Raw genomic sequence first — 17,978 nt, 5'->3', positions numbered from 1 at the left:
TCGAAAGACTCAGGCTTCCGATTTTTCTTCGGCGGCTTCTTCTTCGGCGGCGACCGGCGCCGAAGGCGGTACGTATTCCTCTTCGATGGGCGAATTGGCGTCAGCCACAACCTGCAATTGCAGCGGCACGATGACCTTTTCTGCCAGACGGATACGGATTGTGTATGCGCCGAGGTTGCGAATCTTGTCGCTCAATTCGACCTTGCGACGATCCACCGCAAAGCCCTTCTCTGCGAGGGCTGCCGCGATTTGCTGGGTCGTCACCGAACCAAACATCTTGTTGCGCGCTCCTACGCGAACGCTGACCTCAATGGACTTTACGCCCTGCAGTTCCTGAGCCACCTTCTGCATCTCGGTGTGACGCTTGGCATTTTTTTGCTGTATCAGTTTCTTCTGATGGTCCAGAGCGCGCTGGCTGCCGGCCTGGGCCAGCACTACCAGCTTACGCGGCAGCAGATAGTTGCGTGCAAAGCCCCGCGAGACTTCCTTCACATCGCCGGCGTCGCCCAGATTGGCTACATCTCTTTGTAGAATTACTTTCATGATTGGCTTCCCATTCTCGACGCCCGGCCAGGCCGGCGTCATGATTCCTTATTTGAAATACTACGAACCCACGGCCCTCAGATCAAAAGGGAATGTCATCGTCGTCCATACCGGCGCCAAAGGCCGGTTCGGAAAACTCGGGCGACGCAAATTCCTCGCCGCGGCCGCCGCCGGCCGGGGCCATACTGCGCGCGCCGCCGCCTTCGCCAGGCGCGCCCAGCAGCTGGAAGTTTTCAACAACGACATCAATCTTGGACTGCTTCTTACCGTCCTGCCCTTCCCAGCTGCGCTGCTGCAGACGGCCATCAATCGCAAGTTGCTTTCCTTTGCGGCAGTACTGGTTGAGCACCTCCGCCGGGCGGCCCCAAACGACACAGTCTATATAAGATACTTCTTCGCGCTTTTCGCCATTCACTGTATAGCTGCGATTGCTGGCGATGGAGAAGCGGCAGTAGGCGCCTCCAGAGTTAGTCTGGCGCAGCTCTGGATCGCGGGTCAGGCGACCAATCAACATGACACGATTCAGGTCGCCCGCCATAGTCCCGACCTCAGGCGACTCGCTTCATCATGTAGCGTAGAATGTTGGAATCGATTTCCAGATCGTGGCGGAATTCCCGCAAGCGCTCCGGCTCTGCCTTAACATTGATGCACAGGAAACGTCCGACGCCGATCTTGTCGATGTCGTGCGGCAGGCGACGTTCGCCCCAGTCGTTCTCTTCAACTTTGCTCACCTTGTGACGTTGCATGATATCGCCCAGGGATTTGCGAGCGGCGTCCAGTCGCGCTGGATCCAGAATGGCAATGAGTTCGTAGTTATTCACGGCTTCACCAGAGGTTCAGGTGGGCCAGAAAATGCAAGGCAGGTCGCCCTGTCAAGCCTGGCCGGCGACAGCGGCCGCGCCGCTGCGGCCAGGCAAAAACTGCGCGGCGCTGGTCCAGGCCGCCGCAGCCGGCGCATCGGGCAGGCCCCGCTGCAAGGGCCGCCCGCTCCCTCAGGTCGGAAAATCGAGGATGCGTTCCAGGATGCGCCCGCGCTCAAGGCGTTCAAAGCGCATGCGCTGCTCCAGCTCGTAGTCAATGCGGCGCAGGAGTCGTTTGTAGCGGTTGAGAATGCGCACCTGACGGCCGTAGTCAACGGGATCGTTGCGGTCGTTGAGGATCACGCGATGCTTGGGCTCGATGCCAAGGTCGGGCAACGGGACGCCGTCGCGATTTTCCCAGGCTGGCCGGACATTGGAGGGCTCCTCGTACTGTTCGAGGGTCAACTGGCTATTGTCCAGCAGCGCAAGCTGAGCCCCAAGCGGCTTCCCCTCGGCCTGAGCCACGTCTTTGGGGTTGGGATGGACGATCCTTCGTAGCTCGCGTGTATAATTGCTGCCGCTAAAGTTCACGCGATAAAATTGAAATACAATGCGATCCAGCGACTTGCCATCCGCGGCGGGAAACAGATAGCAGTGAGCGCGAAAAATGTACTGAATCGGATGCTCTTCGGTGCTGAAACTGTAGCCCTCGCGCAGTGTGATGCGCAGATAAGGCTTGCCCTGGCTATCCTTGCCGCGCACGAAAAACTGGGCCTGAGCCCGATCGATCAGCTCGTTGAAATTAGTAACCTGTTCCGGAATGCTATCCAGCGCCAGCGCCGCGCCGGCCTGCGCCGCAATCTTTCCGTGCAGGATATCAATCTCCAGATCGCCGAAGCCGGTCTCGCGCGCTCTGTCGCGCGCCTCGCGAAAGGCGATATTGTCTTCCATGGCGTCGACGGAAAAGACCGGCGAAGGCGCAAGCATGGCCAGCATAGCTAGTGGCGGGAGTAACAGGATCCGACGGACCGAAGGCATAGGACTTTCCTGCATCGAAAATCGGACGACGGCCAGCCCAAAATCAAGGCCATCCTCAAAAAAGACGAAACTTCAATTGGCGTCAATGCCCGGAAGACAGGACAGCAATTGATCCTCGCGCTGCTGCATTTGGCGCTCCTCTTCTGGCCCCAGCTCGTGGTCATAGCCAAAAAGGTGCAGCAAGCCGTGAACCAGAAGGCGGAGGAACTCATCGCCAACAGAGTGACCGATCTCGCTTGCTTGCTGCAGGCAAACATCCCGGCAGATGGATATATCGCCAAGCAGCAGCGCTTGCCCGGCCGGCATTGTTCCGGCCACTGGCCCCAGATCGATCTGACCGGCGCCATCGCGCGGCAATGCGGCAGGTCCTTTGCCGGCAGGGAAATCCAGCATCGGAAAGCTCAATACATCAGTAGCATAGTCGCGCGAGCGACTGCGCTTGTTCAAGGCGCTCATCGCTGGCGCATCCAGAATTTGCAGCGATAGTTCAAAAGCGGAGGACATCCCCTCGATCCGGCACAATTCCTGGAGCGCCTGCTCAGCAGCCGTGCGCATCAGCTCTTCGCCAGGCAGCGGCCTGAGCTCCCGACTCTCAATACTGATCAAAACGAGGTGTCGACGATGCGGCATTAGCGGGCCGTACGGCGTCCAGCGCCGCCGGCTTTGGCGCGCCCTCGCGCTTTTCCGGCGCGCAATTCTTCCAGCCGCTTTGTATCAGACTGCTCCGGATATTTTGGGCGAGAATGCAGCGCCGACATCAGCACATCCTTGAAGGCCTCGCGCACCACGCGCAGGTCGCCTACGGTCAGTCCGCTCTCATCCAGCTGGTTTTCGGCCAGCTTGCCATTGATGATCTTCTGGATCAGCCCGTTGACGCTTTCTTCGGTGATATCGTCCAGCGATCGACTGGCCGCCTCGACCGAGTCGGCAATCATGGCAATGCCGGTTTCCCGCGACTGCGGGATAGGTCCCGGATAGCGAAAGTCCTCGCGGCGCACGCGCCGCTTCATTTTCTCCAGGGCCTTGTGATAGAAAAAGGACATCGTCGATGTGCCGTGGTGCTCGGGAATAAAAGCGATCACTTCGCGCGGAAGACGCACCGCTTCCGCCATGCGGATGCCGTCCAGAACATGATCGATGATCACCCGCGCCGCCATGGCCGGATTGTCGCGATCAATATTCTCCGGCTTGGGAATCAAATGCTGATTCTCGATAAAGAAGCCGGCGTTCTTCATTTTGCCGATATCGTGAAAGTAGATGCCGGTGCGCGCTAGCGGTACATTGAGGTGCAATCGCTCACAGGCCTTCTCGACCATTGCCGATACCATCAGGGTGTGCTGCCAGGTGGATGGAGCGCGCCGGAACATTTCCTGCAAGAGCGGATGAGAAGCGTCGGCCAGTTCAGCCAGCTTGAAGCGCGTTGGAATATTAAATAGCGTCTCATAGACGGGCAGCACGCCAATGATGGTTACCGTCGCACTGCCGCTCAGCAGCGCGGCAAGCAGGGCGTAACTGTAACCGCGCGCAAAGATGCCGACCTGCTCCTCCGGCGCAAGGATGGGGCGGCCTTCGTAGAGGTATCCGGCGCAAACCAGCAGCAACGCTACGCCTACCAGTACAACGGAGGCGTTGATAAAATGCAGGCGCTTTTGAATTCGCGAGCCCATCACTGCGCCCAGAAGGCCAATGGTCAGGGCAATCAGCAGCGTCATGCCGTCATAACGGCTGCCGATGAAGGTCAGGAAGGCCAGATATAGCGCTAACAGAATGGCCAGGGTCTCGCCAAAGATCAGCGCAAAGAGAACAGCAAATGCGCCAATCGGCGCCCAGGCGCCAAAGAAGTGCGTGCTGTCGTTGCCTGTCGGGTCCTTCATCCATAGACTCTCGAGAAAGACCAGAGCCACGGCGTAAAGCCAGAAGGTGATAAAGATGATCAGGTTGGTGGATACGGCGCTCAGCTGACGGGCCGCCAGACGCATTGCAAAATACAGCAACAACCCGGTTAACGTCGCCAGCTGGATAAAGATGCCAAGCAGTCGCCAGATGGTCTCCCAGAAATGGCGGCTCTGATGCACCTCCAGCGCTTTGCGGGCATTCGGAGTAATGACCTCGCCGCGCTTAACAACCGGTTCGCCGCGGGGAATGCGATAGAGATGATCGCGCGGCAGGATCGAGCGTCGCGCCGCGGCCTGAGCGGCAGCGGTCTCATCGGGGCTGAACCACGCGCCTTCCAGCTTGCTCAGATAACCGGCGGCCATCAACACCAGAGCGCGCCGACGCGGACCGGCGACGCCGCGCACTCGCGCCAGCGCCAGATCATCCAGCTGCTGCAGGTTTCGATTGTTCCAGATTTCGCGCGCCGCTATTACCGCCTCGCGCGGCAGTTCATCCTCTGGAGTTGCGCCGCGGTTCAAATCGCGGACGCGAATGCTGGATCCCTGAAAGTTGCGATAAGCCGGGTCCGCTGGAATCTGCGCTAGAATGACAAAGTGCTGGAAGGCAAGATTGACCATCTGGGCGCAAAGTTCTGCAAGTTGCGGCGGACGCAGGGTGAGTACGCTGCGCAATTCTTCGGCGCCCAGACGCCGCAGACGCGGCGCCTTTTCGCGCGCGCAGCTTTCTACCGCCGCCAGCGAAGGCGCATTGTTGCGACAGCCCTGCACCGCATCCATGTCCTCCTGAAACAGCTGCGGATAGCTGATCTTTTCCTCATCGTCCGGCTGGCCGGAGAGGATGCCAAAATCCCGCGTAAAGCGCAACGGTTCGCGACCGGCGGCATCTTCTGCGGCGCGCTGGTACTGATCTTGTAATACAAATTCTATTTCTGTGTCGGCGATGAAATCGGCCGGAGCATTTCGACCGGCATCCCACTCGCCGCCGGCAGCCAGATCGACATTGGGTTGCCGCAGGTTTGGATAGGATAGCGCCGCTGTGACCATAATAACCGTCAGCGCCAGAAGAACAATCTGCATGCGGCGGACCCAGTACAGCGGCCGCTCCACCGTCAGCAAGACGGCCAGCCTGGCAGTAATCCGCGTAAACCAATCTTCCTGCGCGTCCATCATTGAGGCCCCAGTGCGCCCTGATCATTGACTACTTCAAAGGCGCGAACGATGCGTTCTACCAGCGGATTACGGATGATATCTTCGGATTGGAATTCAATTACGCCGACGCCGTCAATGGGACGCAACAAACGCACAGCGCGCAAAAGTCCGGACTTGCCAGGCGGCAAATCGATTTGCGTCACGTCGCCGCTCAGACAGATGCGCGAATTGCGACCAAGGCGAGTCAGAAACATTTTCAGTTGAGGCAAGGTGCAGTTCTGACCCTCGTCCAGAATAATGATCGATTCATTTAGCGTACGTCCGCGCATATAGGCCAGCGGAGCAATCTCGATGCGCCTGGCGCTCATCAAGTCGTTGACCTTTTCAAATCCCATGCACTCGTAGAGCGCATCGTAAATTGGACGCAGGTAGGGCTCGACCTTCTGCGCCAGGTCGCCGGGCAAGAAGCCCAGCGATTCGCCGGCCTCGACCGCCGGTCGAGTGATGACCAGGCGATCGTGCTCGCCCTGTTGCAACAGGCGACAGGCGGCGGCGATGCTTAGAAAAGTCTTGCCGCTGCCAGCGGGACCCAGACAGAGCGTGATAGGGTTTCCCAGAATCGAATGCACATATTCGTTTTGCCGCCGCGTGCGCGTCTGGATTGGACGGCCGCTAAAGGCGGTAAAGATTGTTTCCGGCAGGAATTCCCCGCCTCCGGCAATGTGCAGGTCGGCTCGCTTTTTCATCTGCTGGAACAAGTAGCCAAGGTCAAAATCGTCCGGCGCCTGGCTGCCGCCATGCTGGTATCGTTCCTGGACCGCCCGAAAGAATGCCAGTGCAAATTCCAGGCGCGCCGGCGCTTCGCCTTGCAGATGGAAGGACTGCCCGCGAGGAATGAGCTGCACGCCCAGCATTTGCTCCAGCGGCGCAATACCGCGGTCGGCCACGCCGCAAATGGCCTGAAACAGTTCCTTGCTGACAAAATCGAACTGCACGCTACCTGGCCCGCAGGCTACATCCTGAGAGACGCACTGCGCTTCGCCAACAAAAATCCGCTCAGCCTGGCTTGCCCTCGGCATGCAGTGTGCGAATCCGCAACTCGCGCAATTGCTCCGGAGCAACGGTGGAGGGGCTTTCGGACATCAGACACTGTCCTTTTTGCGTCTTGGGAAAGGCGATCACGTCTCGAATCGATTCGCGTCCGAGAAACAGCATCAGAATCCGGTCGAGGCCAAAGGCAATACCGCCGTGCGGCGGCGCGCCGAAGTGCAGTGCATCCAGGAAAAATCCAAAGCGATCGCGCGCCTCCTCCTCCGAAATCCCCAGGGCCTGAAAGACGTCGGCCTGCATCTTGCTATCATGAATACGAATCGAGCCCCCGCCGATTTCCACGCCATTGAGCGCCAGGTCATAGGCTCGAGATCGAATCTTGTGGCCCTGCTTGCCAAACAAATCCGCATCCTGGAGCAATCGCATGTCCTCGGGATGCGGCGCCGTAAAAGGATGATGTACGCTATTCAATGCGCCGCTATCGTGGTCGCGTTCGAAAAGCGGAAAATCCGTGACCCAGACAAAGGCCCAGCGATCGGCTGGAATCAGCTTCATCTCTCTGGCCATCCGCAGCCGCAGAGCGCCAAGCGTGGCATGTACAATATCCTCGCGACCCGCGCCAAAAAAGACAATGTCGCCCGGCGCGGTTTTCAGCAGCGTCGAAAGTTTACGCAACTGGTCCTCGCTGAAAAATTTGGCGATCGCCGATTTCAAGCCGTCCTCTTCATGCTTCAGCCAGGCCAGTCCCTTTGCGCCAAAATCCTGAGCCAGCCATGCGCCAAGATCCTCAATCTCTTTGCGCGAGAGCCGGGCGCCGCCGGGGACAGCCAGCGCCTTAACGCGCCCGTGGGCCGCAAGGGCCTGCTGGAATACTTGAAACTGGCACTGTGCTGCGATTTCGGCGACATCGACCAGCGGCAGTTCAAAGCGCAGGTCGGGCTTGTCCGAGCCGTAACGCTCCATGGCCTCGCGATAGGGCATTCGCGGCGCAGGCAGCGGAACCTCGACGCCAAACAACTCGCGCGCGGCGCCGGCCCACAGACGCTCCATGACGCCCATGACCTGATCCTCGTTTACAAAACTCATCTCCAGATCGAGCTGCGTAAATTCAGGCTGGCGATCGGCGCGCAAATCTTCATCGCGAAAGCATTTCACAATTTGAAAGTAGCGTTCGATTCCGCCGATCATCAGGATCTGCTTGAAGAGCTGCGGCGACTGCGGCAATGCATAGAACTTGCCTGGCTGGAAACGCGATGGCACCAGAAAATCCCGCGCCCCCTCCGGAGTGCTCTTGTTCAAGACCGGCGTTTCAACTTCTAGAAATCCTTCGTCCTCCAGAAAGCGGCGGATGTACTGATTCAATCGCGAGCGCATGTAAATCGCCCTGGCCAGATCATCGCGACGCATATCCAGATAGCGATAGCGCAGGCGAATGTCTTCGTTGACCTGGCTGAACTCATCCAGATTGAAGGGAGGCGTTTCGGAGCGATTCAGAATTACGAAGCGATGGATCAGCACTTCAATCTGACCGCTTTTCAATCGCGGATTGATATTGGCAGCGCTGCGCTTGCGCACCTGGCCCTGCACGCAGAGGACAAATTCCGATCGGATCAGTTCCGATTCGGCGAAGGATCCGCCCAGCTCGGAAAGATCAAAGACCAGCTGAATCAAGCCGCTGCGATCGCGCAGATCTACGAAGACACAGCCGCCCTGGTCGCGATGGCGAAAGGCCCAGCCACAAAGGACGACGCTGCGGCCGCTGTCGGCCACGCTCAAGGCATCGGCAGATAGGCGCGAGGCAAACGCCGCCTGCAGCCAGTCCGCTTCGGGCAGCTTGAGATCCGGCGCTCCCGCTGCTGCAGCGGGGCTGCCCTGCTTCCGGGTTGCGGTTTTCGCGGGGCCAGCGCCCCCTTTTTGGGCGGCGGCCTTCTTTTTGACGCTGGCGGTTTTCCTGGTACTCATAGTTGCAAAGGCGGGCTTAAGGCTGGCAGTCAGTTCTGGTAATCGCGCTCGTGGCGCGACAAAAAATGACCGGCCTTTGGCCGGCGGCGCAAAAGGCAAAAAAACCTTCCCGTCGCACGTTGAAGCAGTCAGCTGACCGGATGCTTGAGCATACCCCGCGAGTCCTGCTCGCGGCGCTGCTTCTGACGCTGCTCGGCGGCTGCTCGGAACGCGCCGAAGAAAAACTGGCGCGCCTCGAGCGCATGAGCGCTTCCGGCGAAAGCGCCGACGCGCTCAGCGAAATCAATGAACTGCTAACCGAGAAGAATAAGGAGCTTTCCGAGCCTCTCGATGAAGAGCGCGCCGATCGAATATTGAAGCTCAGCGCCGACGGTCGCGTCGCCGCCTGGTCGCAGGATGAGGAGCTATATATTCGCGATCAAGAACGAACCTACAACATTGACCTCGATGCGCCAATCAGCGACTTTACTCTTTCGTCTAACGGCCGGTATGCCGCCGCCACCATTGCCGGGGACAACGAATGTGTGGCGGCGGCGGTCGATGTCCGCGATCAATCGGTCCGCGAAACGAATTTGCCGGAAGGACCCTGTTACCTGACCCCGGCCATCAGCGACGACGGACAGCTGCTCTACCTCCCGCGTGAGAAGAGCCTCTGGGTCCTGGCGTTGAACAGCGGGGCCAGAACAGAAATAACTCCGGCGCAGACTCCGCCAAAATACAGGAACCTATCAAATATCTACACTGTAACTTCCGCCGGCAGGCGCGGCGCGCTGATCTTCTATGGCGCCGCCGGCTACTATGATCTCTACTACTATCCCGGACAGGGTTCGCAGCTGACGCGGCTGCTGCAAAATGTGGCTCGACCGTACTTCTTTCCTTCGACGCAGGGCGCCACTCTCGCCTCGCCAGATGATCTCGAGGTCGAAGCGCCGCCCCCTGATCGACTCAAACTTGGCGAGGCCGACGGCTTTGTCTACTCTGGCGGGGCCGGCCGCTGGCAATTGCACGCCCTGCGACTCAGCGGCGAGCGTCCGCAAGCCGGCGCCAACTTGCCTGCGCCTGCTTTTTCGCAGCTGGCATTCCTGCGCAACCGTCGCGTCTTTCTGGCCCAGAGCAGGGAACGACTGCACTACTGGAATCCCTATACGCGCAAAAAACGAGAACTTCCGCTGCTGGCCCGCAAATTTGAAATGGGCGCTGAGGGTTTGCTCTACGTAGATTTGCTCAACCGCCTATACCTCAGGCGCAGTTCTTTTTCGGAACTGGAGATTCGACTGACGCAGATGCGCAATCGAATTGCCCGGGAGACGGACGAGGACGATCAGCAGAAGGGGGAGCAATCGCAGTGAGCTTCGACGAGCGCTATAATCCAGTTGGCGGCATTGATTTGACGCGCGCCGAGCAGGCAGCCCGGGAGTTGCTGGCCGCCGTCGGCGAGGACCCGGCCCGCGAGGGTTTGCTCAGCACCCCGGCGCGCTACGCAAAGGCGCTGGATTTTCTGACCAGCGGCAATCGCATGTCCTTGCAGCAAATCGTCAACGGCGCCATCTTCAGCGACGCCCCCTCAGAAATGGTCATCGCTCGCGATATCGAGGTCTATAGCCTCTGCGAACATCATATTCTGCCCTTCTTCGGGCGCGCCTGCATCGGTTACATACCGCGCGGTCGGGTCATTGGACTCTCCAAGCTGGCGCGCGTGGTCGATATGTTTGCTCGCCGCTTGCAGGTGCAAGAGCGGATGACAACGCAGATTGCTGAAGCCATTCAGGAATTGCTCCAACCGGACGGCGTCGCCGTGGTCATTCGCTGCAAGCACATGTGCATGATGATGCGCGGAGTGGAAAAGCAAAACTCAGAGGTGCTGACCAGCGCCATGCTTGGATCGTTTCGCGATAGCGAAAGCACGCGTATGGAGTTCTTGAATCTGAGTCAGGCCTCGCGTTCGACCTGACCACGGGCTGATGCGACAGAATCCGCCCCGCCGCTTTCCGGATTTTCATTTTTTTTTTCGGCCTCGCTCAATTTTGCGGGGCGACAATGCCGAGGGGTGTAACAATACGCATTCACGATTCACGGAGTCGCACGATGACGCCTTCCAGCAAACTCCATCTTCGCCTGGCCCCGGGGGCTATCGGCCTGCTCCTGTTTTTCGCCGCCTGCAATCAGCCTGATACTGGAGTCGAGGAATTGGCGCTGATCGATCCTTCCGGCTCTTTGATCTACGTCGACGCAACGGACATTGATACCGATATCAATCCCAGTTGCGGCCTGGCGGAAACAGAAAGCAGCGCCGACGACAGTTCAAGCAGCGGTTCGACCAGCACTTCCAGTTCTACTTCCTCCGGCCGCTATCGGATCACGTCGTCGCTCACGCTGCAGAACTACCAGCGCCTTGACATGCGCTTCGTTTATGACAAATCGCGCACCAACTTTCAACTGCTGCCAACCTCCTCCACTGAGACTACCTGCACCACCACCGACTCGGTGGTCTGCAGCACCGGCGGGGCCCTGACCTGTCCAACTTCGGATGGCGTTCGCTGCGGCGGGGCAGACACCGTCAACTGGGTCGACTATCTCAGCGGTCGGAATTTCTTTGCCCGCACTGGCAATATCGATTACAGTCAGGGCTTTACCTTGAATGCCAACAAGGATGAAGTGCAGTACATGGAGCTGCGCATTTCGACCGCTAACCTGTCGGGCGTAACGCTGTCGGCCAGAGTTCTCTGCATAACTCAAAACTGAGCGCGCAGCACGCAGCGAGAAAATGCGCTTCCCGCCGCAGCTGTCCGATTGCGGATAGCCTGTGGATTCGCCCCTGCTGAGCGTCATCCTGCCCACCTACAATGAGTCCGGCAACTTGCGGGAGCTGGTGCAGCGTCTGGCACAGGCTCTGCGCGGTCAGCGCTACGAAATCCTCGTCGTCGATGACAACAGCCCTGACCGAACCTGGCAGCTTGCCGAGTCGCTGGCGGCGGAGGGAGCGCCGCTGCGCGTAATGCGCAGACTCAACGAGCGCGGCCTGTCTTCGGCCGTTGTAGCCGGCATGAGCATTGCTGCCGGCGATCTTCTGGCGGTAATGGACGCCGACCTGCAGCACGATGAAAGCATCTTACCGGCTATGACCCAGGCAATTCGCGAGCAAGGATATGACCTGGCGATTGGCTCGCGCGCAGCCCAGGGCGGCAGCTACGGCAAATGGTCGCGCGGCCGCCGTTTTGTCAGCTGGGTGGCCACCGCCCTGGCCCGCCTGATGTTGCCCGTTCAAGTCAAAGATCCAATGAGCGGCTTTTTTGTCGTGCGACGCTCCGTTTACCAGCAATGCGCCGAACGCATCAACCCGGTCGGCTTCAAGATTCTTCTGGAATTCATTGGCCGCAACCCGGACCTGAAGGTCATAGAAATCGGTTACCAGTTTCGTCTGCGCGTGCATGGCGAAACCAAGCTTTCTGGCTCTGTAATTCGCAACTATCTGCTGGCGCTCTACGATCTGCGATTTGGCAAGGTGGTCTCGCCGACCTTCGCCATGTATTCGCTGGTAGGCGCCACGGGCGTTCTGGTCAACTACTTTGGTTTTCTGCTGGGCGAAGCGATGGGCCTCGGCGCGGTGCAGGTATTCAACGAGCAATTGCACTGGGCGCCGGGTCTTGGAATTGAGCTTTCGATACTATCCAACTATATACTTAACAACTATTTGACATTTTTTGAACGGCGTCATCGCGGCAGGCAATTGTGGCGAGGCATTCTGGTATTTCACGGCATCAGCTCCATCGGCGCTGCAGTGCAATGGGCCATCTATGAAGTGCTGACCAATCTGGCGCCACTGAAAGTCTGGTTGAGCGCGGAAACGGCCAGGCATCCCTACTACGCGATAGCGATTCTGATCGCAATGATCAGCAACTATTTCCTCAACTTGAATTTCACCTGGTCGCGCGCTACGCGCTGAATCGCCATCAGAGTATGGAGAATTCGGCGCCCTCGCGCGCCGCTTGCGCTTCAATTCCCGCGCGCCGGGCCAGCTCGGCAATACTGCGCTGCAATTCGCCATGAAGCAAATCATCTTCGGCCATTGCATCATGATGCGAAAGAATCAACTGAGCCTGCGGGCTATGCTGACGCAAGGCCGCGGCGAATTGGCAGAGTAGATCGAGTTCGACTCGGTCGATCTGATCGGCGCTCAGGCGCGCCGAAGCGACCGCAGCGAAATGCAAGCGTTGCATCCACTGCGCCGGGTCTTCAAGGACGCGACTCATGGCTGCGCCGGATAACGCAAAAAGCGCCGCGGCATTGTTACTTTCGATGCGCCAGGCGCAATCCGGCGCTGCAGCTTGCGAAGCAAGCGCGCGCACTTGAAAGGCGCCGATCGCCTGCAGCTCGCCTTCGACCAGCGGATGAAAGCTCTTGGTCGACATCGTCTCTTCAAATCCGACCGGGAAGTGATCAAAGTGTTGCTGGCGACGAAAGGCGTCCGGCGCGGAGGAGTTCAGGCTGAAGAAGTGGATGTGGTTGCCGGGCACATAGCCCGGACCAAAAAACGGCCATCCCTGGATGTGCTCCCAGCGACTGCTGCTGATCAAAACATGGAAGTCGCCCTTGATCCCGCGATTGAACAGGTCATATCCAAGACTGCGCGCGCCGGTACCCATATCGAGCAGCAGTCGTTGGCCGTCGCTTTCCAGCTCGATGCAGCTGGTTTCCCCGCCCAGTAGCTGCGCCAGTTCAAGCGGCGCGGATTGCAGCCATACTTCGACATCTTCCGGCAAATGGCCGGAAGCGCGCATCAGCTCCAGCGCCGACTCCAGGCGTCGGCGGAACTCCGCAGCACTGAGCGGGCGCGGCACGGAGGCGCGGACTCCCCAGAATTTGATGCGCATCAGAAATCAGCTCGCACAGCGAGGCCCTTGTGCGGCGTGGTCCGAATGTCGGCGCGGCGCAATGCGGCTCTCAGGCTGCGTGCGCAGAACAGTCCGTTCGCGTTTACTCCATGTCAACTATTCCGCAGACAGAGCTGCAGGCCCGACTGTTTGCCATTGCCTCGCGAGCAAGGCCGGTCCATGATTTGCCAGGCGTCCTGCGCCCCGAAGCCCTGCATGCGATCGAGCCGGCCCAGCTTTTTCGCAACGATCGGCCGCGGCAGCGAGTGCTGGAGCTGGGCGCAGGCTGGGGCGAGTTTCTCTGCGATTGGCTGCGTCGACGCCCCGAAGATGACTACCTGGCCATCGAGATCAAGGGCGACCGCATCCGCCGCACATTGCGCGATCTGGCGCGCCTGCCAGGCCCGGCGCGCTGGCTGCGCATCTTGCCGATCAATCTCAACTGGTTCCTCGAAGAGCTGCTGCCGCCAGAAAGCTTTGATTGGATGATCGTTAACTTTCCCGATCCCTGGCCCAAACGAAGGCACTGGAAACACCGCTTGGTCCGCGGCGACTTTGCCGACAAAGCAAGCCGGCTATTGCGATCTGGCGGCCGGGTCCACCTGGCGACCGACTATGCGCCCTACGCCCGTCGCATGCTGGCGCTCTTTCGCCGCTGCGCCGCCTTTGAGCCGGAGTTTGATCCGCCCGGCTTTCGACGGCTACGTCCGGAGGACCTGGGCCCAACGCGCTTCGAGAGCATGACCGGCCTGAAGCGCCCCGCCTATTATCTGCGCTTCCGCAAGCTTCGCTGAGCGCTCGGAAATTTCTCGACGCAAGAGGAGGTCGAACGAGTCTCCCGATCATGGCAGGGCGAATCGTAAAGCGCGGACAACTGAAGGAGTTAATGCGTCAGAACAAGGTCATGCGTCAGTTGCTGGAGGAATGGCCAGCCCGCGAAATCATGATGGACTATGAAAAGTCCTGGAACGAGCGACGCCAGTCGCTGTTGCAGAGCAGTCCGCTGGTGGAGATTGATCTCGGACAGGGCGAAGCTTGAGGCAAACGGCGCGGGCCCCGGACGCCAGCCGTGCCTTACTGTGGGCGGCCCTCTGGATCGCGCTGTCCGCCAGGCTGGCGGCTCAGCAGAACTGGGACTCGCTTTGGGCCTTTGCCAGCGTGGCCCCGGCCGGCTTGATCGCTCTGGCCCTGCTGACCGGACTGGCAGCGCTGCTCTCGACGCGATTTGCGGATCGAATCAAGCGGCTTACTCAACTTGCTCATCAAATACTTCCGCTTCGCTGGCAAAGACTGGCGGCGGCCCTGCTCTTCGTAGCTCTGGCCGGATTGCTTTTCCTGCTGCGCATGCGACTCTTCCTGCCGCCGCCTCGCGGACTGGGCGATAGCCTGCTGATTGTTGAACACCTCGAATTGTGGTCCAGGACTCTGGGCTACCTGGACAGCCTCGATGAATTGCTTGAGTACTTTCTGCGCTCGAAGCTATATCTGTGGTGCTATGCACGCTGGTCCTGCAGCGTCGAAAATAGCTACGCTGCGCTGAGCCTGTTATTCTTTGTACCCTGGGCTCTCGTTCTGTGGCGCTTCTTGTGCAATCGTCCGCTGGGCGAGCAACTGCTGGGCCTTGCCTTGTTTGTTGGAACGCCGGCCTTGCAACTGTTCGCGGGCTACGTAGAAAACTATACTGCGGCGATGACGGCGATGACGGCTGTGTGTTTGCCGGCGGCTCGCTATCTAGAAACTCCCGCCAGCAGCGAGGCCGCTGACCGACGCCTGCTGCTCTTTGCTGCAGTCGTCTTTGCTACAGGCTGCCTCTTCCATCTCTATGTCGCCACGCTGGGACCGGCGCTTGTTGTCCTGACGCTGGAGCTTGGCGTTGGCAGGGGATGGCGCGGGTGGATGCGACGCACACTGACGCCAGCGGCGATCAGCGCCGCAATGCTTGTGGCAGTGATTGGATACTTTGTTTTTCTAGAAGACCCTCCGATCGCGCTCGGCGCATCTCATGCCAGCAATCCGCCGATCATGCGTCCGGGATTGCTCTTCAGCATGAAGCGTATTGGCTGGCTGTGGAATGAGCTAACAATGGCCAGCCCGGCCTGGCTGCCATGGCTGGTCATTGCCCTGGGGGCGGCCAGAAAGCAGGCCAGATTGCAGGGATCTTCGATGTGGCGCACGCTTTCAGTGGCGGCCCCCAACCGATTTGCGCTCAGCGCATTGGCTGGTTGCGCCCTTCTGACCCTGGTCTGGACGCCAGCCATCGGCTATCCCGCTGACTGGGATCTGAAGACCTTGTTTCAAACGCCGCTTCATTTGCTGCTCTTCTACTGGCTGCGCGACCGTCTGAATGACGAGCAGGCGCGTCACATCCTACTGCCGTTGCCATCGCTTGCGTTTTGCGCGTTGCTTTTCAGCGGCAGCTGGTTATGGCGCAATGCGCAAAGCACGGAGGAAAGTCAACGTGCGCTGCAGCGCGCGCATGCCAACGCCGCCGAGGCCGTGCAACGCACCGTCACAGATCCCATATTTGTCTCGCTGACGGATGTAGAGCGCAAGCGGACTTACTTGCAACTGCGAATCTTCTTTATTCGATCGCGCCGCGCGCTGGAAGGCGGCGTGGGCGCCTTCGACGCGGATACCAGAGAGGAATACTTGCGCCAAACCCGTCAGGGCGAACGCGACTTTGAGGCCTGGATGGTACTGCCGCCGGCGGAGTACGAAGCAAACCGGGCAAGGCTCTGGTCCTCCTGGTCGCGGCTCAATCGCACGATCAACGGACCCTGAGCAGGCTATTCTTCATTGTTCAGCACGTAGAACAGGAAAGCAAAACTGCAGCGGCTCTGGCAGGATTGGGCGCAGATGTTGAAGTTAAAGGTCTCGGCGCCTTCAATGGTGCCATTGCCATTCGCGTCATTCTGCGTGGTACAGGATTCGTAGCAGGCAAAGGGCCCTGTGGGACAGGCCAGCAAATAGAGGCTGAGTTCTCGCCCGCTATCGGTGTCCGCAGCGCTGTCTTTTTGACAGCCGATCGCCAGGAAGCTGAGCGCTGCCAGAACCAGGGCAAGCATCGACCATCTGCGCCAAAGGACCATCGTCAAGACCTCAAGTCAGTCGCTCCCGGGCCCCTGCTGACAAAAGTCTTTTTTTCCATTTTTCGCTTTTGCCTGGCGGCGCGTCGCCGCTCACCTGCCAGGTGCGTCGAAAGGCCGGGGTCTTCCTTCTTTGCTGCAGCGTCGGCTGCGCCCCATCGCTGGCCGTGCGCTTTCGAAGCCGGGTTCCGCTGCCCGTTGCAGCTGGCGAAGCCTCGCAGTCGATCGAGCGCAGCAGCGTAGTCCACTTTCTGCTGCCTGAGGATCTGGTCGAAGAGCGACGCCTTCTCATCCTATCCGGCAACTTTGTGCAGCTCTTGCAGAGTCTGCTGGCGACGCCCCTGGAGCAAGATTGTCGCTGGTGGAACGATCGCGGCGTGGCCGAGCGCGCAATTGGCGACCAGCAGCAGGCGCTGGACTCTATCAGCCGGGCAAACGGTTTGTGCCCCGAAAATGAACGTATCGCCGCCAATCTCCGCTTTGCTTTGTTCGTCCGGTCAGAAGCTGCGCCGCGATACACGGTAGAAGAGCCATGAACATTAGCCTGAGACGCCTGCTGGCGTTGGCGATGGTCCTGTGTTGCTCCTGCCAGCAGCCGCAAACCACTCCGGAGTGGCAGTTCATTCTGGCGCCTTGGCTGATCGAGGGCGGCGGTCGGCCTGCTACGCCGCAACATTTGAGCGCTAGCTACGATCCGTACGCCGAAGCAATCAATTTGCGCTGGGACCTGGCGCTGGATCCGGCCGCTGGCATCCCCGTCTACGAATACCGCATTTATCTGTATCTGGACGGCCCGCCACAGGACTTCTACCGCGCCGGCGATCTTCTAGATCGCAGTGCAGTAAATTTCTACTCCGTGGAAGCGAGTCCCTTCACCGGTACGCTGTACTTTGTCGTAACCGCCTGGAACGGCGGCGCGGAATCCTATCCAAGCAACACGGTCGGATTGAGCTTGCTGTGAGCCTGAGCGTTAAATTTGCTGCCTGTTTTTTTGCAATCTGCCTGTGCTCTGGCGCCAGCCCCGAAGCTGAAGTTGGAGCGCAAACGCCGGCGCCGGAGCAACCCGCTTCGTCCGCCGCTGAAGCGCCGTCGAAGCCCGCGTGGATCGCCCTGGACCTTGCGGCCCCCGGCGCCGGCGCCCTGCGCAGAGGAGACTACGGCTGGGCCGCTTTTTTTGCCGGCGGTCGGCTGGCCACTGCTTACTATGCATATGTTAAACATATAGAATACTTAGAATATCGCAGCGCGGCGCGCGCCGCCAGACTGGCCGACCTTTACTATGGCCCTGGCCTCTACTACCGCGATCCCTATAGCAGCGGTTTTCGAAATTCGGACGGCTTTCAGCGCGAAGCGGATCGACGCTCGTATTTATCTACGCTGGCCCTGAGCTTGCATCTGCTGCTGACCGGCCTCTCCGTCTACCAGACCGGCCGCTGGCTGGAAGAGGAACATTCCAGGACCCTTCCGGAGTTTGAACTCGAAGCAGGACTGTCAAACGCCGCCACAGATTGGCCCCCCGCCAGCGAAGCGCAAGCGTCGCCCGGCTATGAGTTTTCCATCCGCTGGCGATGGTTCCTGTTGTAG

The 17,978-nt window shown here is 59.5% G+C and carries 20 protein-coding genes; 10 read left to right on the top strand and 10 right to left on the bottom strand.

Going from position 1 to position 17,978, the window contains the following annotated elements:
• Positions 1-9: 9 nt before the first annotated feature.
• From rplI to aspS, 8 genes are all read right to left on the bottom strand, one after another.
• Positions 10-543: a 50S ribosomal protein L9 gene (rplI, locus tag K1X75_08035; protein MBX7058002.1), complete on the bottom strand. Its 534-nt coding sequence runs from the start codon at positions 541-543 to the stop codon at positions 10-12.
• 82 nt (positions 544-625) lie between these two features.
• Positions 626-1,081 carry a single-stranded DNA-binding protein gene (locus K1X75_08030; protein ID MBX7058001.1) on the bottom strand — a complete coding sequence of 152 codons (456 nt, stop codon included), beginning with the start codon at positions 1,079-1,081 and terminating at the stop codon, positions 626-628.
• Positions 1,082-1,091: 10 nt separating this feature from the next.
• Positions 1,092-1,364, bottom strand: coding sequence for a 30S ribosomal protein S6 (gene rpsF / locus K1X75_08025; protein ID MBX7058000.1), 273 nt, complete (start codon positions 1,362-1,364; stop codon positions 1,092-1,094).
• Between the two features lie 171 nt (positions 1,365-1,535).
• Positions 1,536-2,381, bottom strand: coding sequence for a hypothetical protein (locus tag K1X75_08020; protein MBX7057999.1), 846 nt, complete (start codon positions 2,379-2,381; stop codon positions 1,536-1,538).
• A 72-nt stretch (positions 2,382-2,453) separates the two neighbouring features.
• Positions 2,454-2,936: an rRNA maturation RNase YbeY gene (gene ybeY / locus K1X75_08015; protein MBX7057998.1), complete on the bottom strand. Its 483-nt coding sequence runs from the start codon at positions 2,934-2,936 to the stop codon at positions 2,454-2,456.
• Between the two features lie 74 nt (positions 2,937-3,010).
• Positions 3,011-5,446, bottom strand: a complete 2,436-nt coding sequence (locus K1X75_08010; GenBank protein MBX7057997.1) for an HDIG domain-containing protein — start codon at positions 5,444-5,446, stop codon at positions 3,011-3,013.
• A complete protein-coding gene (locus K1X75_08005) occupies positions 5,443-6,504 on the bottom strand; it encodes a PhoH family protein (protein MBX7057996.1) in 1,062 nt (353 codons plus the stop codon). The genes K1X75_08010 and K1X75_08005 overlap by 4 nt, the downstream gene beginning before the upstream one ends.
• A complete protein-coding gene (gene aspS, locus K1X75_08000; GenBank protein MBX7057995.1) occupies positions 6,482-8,437 on the bottom strand; it encodes an aspartate--tRNA ligase in 1,956 nt (651 codons plus the stop codon). Before aspS ends, K1X75_08005 begins: the two co-directional genes overlap by 23 nt.
• Positions 8,438-8,577: 140 nt before the next feature.
• Between aspS and K1X75_07995 the strand changes: the two genes are divergently transcribed.
• The 4 genes from K1X75_07995 (at position 8,578) to K1X75_07980 (ending at position 12,380) form a co-directional block, all read left to right on the top strand.
• A complete protein-coding gene (locus tag K1X75_07995) occupies positions 8,578-9,786 on the top strand; it encodes a hypothetical protein (GenBank protein MBX7057994.1) in 1,209 nt (402 codons plus the stop codon).
• Between the two features lie 38 nt (positions 9,787-9,824).
• Positions 9,825-10,388: a GTP cyclohydrolase I FolE gene (gene folE / locus K1X75_07990; GenBank protein ID MBX7057993.1), complete on the top strand. Its 564-nt coding sequence runs from the start codon at positions 9,825-9,827 to the stop codon at positions 10,386-10,388.
• Positions 10,389-10,522: 134 nt separating this feature from the next.
• Entirely contained in the window at positions 10,523-11,179 is a 657-nt protein-coding gene (locus tag K1X75_07985) for a hypothetical protein (protein ID MBX7057992.1), read from the top strand.
• A gap of 61 nt (positions 11,180-11,240) precedes the next feature.
• Positions 11,241-12,380, top strand: coding sequence for a glycosyltransferase family 2 protein (locus K1X75_07980; GenBank protein MBX7057991.1), 1,140 nt, complete (start codon positions 11,241-11,243; stop codon positions 12,378-12,380).
• Positions 12,381-12,387: 7 nt separating this feature from the next.
• On the opposite strand, the gene K1X75_07975 is transcribed toward K1X75_07980, so the two are convergent.
• Positions 12,388-13,308 (bottom strand): hypothetical protein, encoded by a 921-nt coding sequence (locus K1X75_07975; protein ID MBX7057990.1) that lies wholly within the window; start codon positions 13,306-13,308, stop codon positions 12,388-12,390.
• 110 nt (positions 13,309-13,418) lie between these two features.
• Between K1X75_07975 and K1X75_07970 the strand changes: the two genes are divergently transcribed.
• Genes K1X75_07970 through K1X75_07960 form a run of 3 tightly spaced genes read left to right on the top strand, consistent with a single transcriptional unit; the run spans position 13,419 to position 16,089 of the window.
• On the top strand, positions 13,419-14,102 hold the full coding sequence (locus tag K1X75_07970) for a hypothetical protein (GenBank protein ID MBX7057989.1): 684 nt from the start codon (positions 13,419-13,421) through the stop codon (positions 14,100-14,102).
• A gap of 50 nt (positions 14,103-14,152) precedes the next feature.
• Positions 14,153-14,347: a hypothetical protein gene (locus tag K1X75_07965; protein MBX7057988.1), complete on the top strand. Its 195-nt coding sequence runs from the start codon at positions 14,153-14,155 to the stop codon at positions 14,345-14,347.
• A complete protein-coding gene (locus tag K1X75_07960) occupies positions 14,344-16,089 on the top strand; it encodes a hypothetical protein (protein ID MBX7057987.1) in 1,746 nt (581 codons plus the stop codon). The genes K1X75_07965 and K1X75_07960 overlap by 4 nt, the downstream gene beginning before the upstream one ends.
• 5 nt (positions 16,090-16,094) lie before the next feature.
• On the opposite strand, the gene K1X75_07955 is transcribed toward K1X75_07960, so the two are convergent.
• Positions 16,095-16,373, bottom strand: a complete 279-nt coding sequence (locus K1X75_07955; GenBank protein MBX7057986.1) for a hypothetical protein — start codon at positions 16,371-16,373, stop codon at positions 16,095-16,097.
• Between the two features lie 188 nt (positions 16,374-16,561).
• On the opposite strand from K1X75_07955, the gene K1X75_07950 reads away from it, so the two are divergent.
• The 3 genes from K1X75_07950 to K1X75_07940 are packed head-to-tail and all read left to right on the top strand — an operon-like array spanning position 16,562 to position 17,978.
• Positions 16,562-16,930, top strand: coding sequence for a hypothetical protein (locus K1X75_07950; protein ID MBX7057985.1), 369 nt, complete (start codon positions 16,562-16,564; stop codon positions 16,928-16,930).
• A complete protein-coding gene (locus tag K1X75_07945) occupies positions 16,927-17,355 on the top strand; it encodes a fibronectin type III domain-containing protein (protein MBX7057984.1) in 429 nt (142 codons plus the stop codon). The genes K1X75_07950 and K1X75_07945 overlap by 4 nt, the downstream gene beginning before the upstream one ends.
• A complete protein-coding gene (locus K1X75_07940; GenBank protein MBX7057983.1) occupies positions 17,352-17,978 on the top strand; it encodes a hypothetical protein in 627 nt (208 codons plus the stop codon). The genes K1X75_07945 and K1X75_07940 overlap by 4 nt, the downstream gene beginning before the upstream one ends.

It is taken from the genome of Leptospirales bacterium (assembly GCA_019694655.1).
Classification (GTDB): Bacteria; Spirochaetota; Leptospiria; order Leptospirales; family Leptonemataceae; genus SSF53.
This window is presented reverse-complemented; position numbering and strand designations above follow the sequence as displayed.

Coding starts and splice junctions, on each gene's coding strand:
- K1X75_08030 (MBX7058001.1), bottom strand. CDS start 1,081: ATGGCGGGCGACCTGAATCGTGTCATGTTGATTGGTCGCCTGACCCGC.
- ybeY (MBX7057998.1), bottom strand. CDS start 2,936: ATGCGCACGGCTGCTGAGCAGGCGCTCCAGGAATTGTGCCGGATCGAG.
- K1X75_08020 (MBX7057999.1), bottom strand. CDS start 2,381: ATGCCTTCGGTCCGTCGGATCCTGTTACTCCCGCCACTAGCTATGCTG.
- K1X75_08005 (MBX7057996.1), bottom strand. CDS start 6,504: ATGCCGAGGGCAAGCCAGGCTGAGCGGATTTTTGTTGGCGAAGCGCAG.
- K1X75_07995 (MBX7057994.1), top strand. CDS start 8,578: ATGCTTGAGCATACCCCGCGAGTCCTGCTCGCGGCGCTGCTTCTGACG.
- aspS (MBX7057995.1), bottom strand. CDS start 8,437: ATGAGTACCAGGAAAACCGCCAGCGTCAAAAAGAAGGCCGCCGCCCAA.
- K1X75_07945 (MBX7057984.1), top strand. CDS start 16,927: ATGAACATTAGCCTGAGACGCCTGCTGGCGTTGGCGATGGTCCTGTGT.
- K1X75_08010 (MBX7057997.1), bottom strand. CDS start 5,446: ATGATGGACGCGCAGGAAGATTGGTTTACGCGGATTACTGCCAGGCTG.
- K1X75_07970 (MBX7057989.1), top strand. CDS start 13,419: ATGTCAACTATTCCGCAGACAGAGCTGCAGGCCCGACTGTTTGCCATT.
- K1X75_07955 (MBX7057986.1), bottom strand. CDS start 16,373: ATGCTTGCCCTGGTTCTGGCAGCGCTCAGCTTCCTGGCGATCGGCTGT.
- rplI (MBX7058002.1), bottom strand. CDS start 543: ATGAAAGTAATTCTACAAAGAGATGTAGCCAATCTGGGCGACGCCGGC.
- K1X75_07985 (MBX7057992.1), top strand. CDS start 10,523: ATGACGCCTTCCAGCAAACTCCATCTTCGCCTGGCCCCGGGGGCTATC.
- K1X75_07975 (MBX7057990.1), bottom strand. CDS start 13,308: ATGCGCATCAAATTCTGGGGAGTCCGCGCCTCCGTGCCGCGCCCGCTC.
- K1X75_07965 (MBX7057988.1), top strand. CDS start 14,153: ATGGCAGGGCGAATCGTAAAGCGCGGACAACTGAAGGAGTTAATGCGT.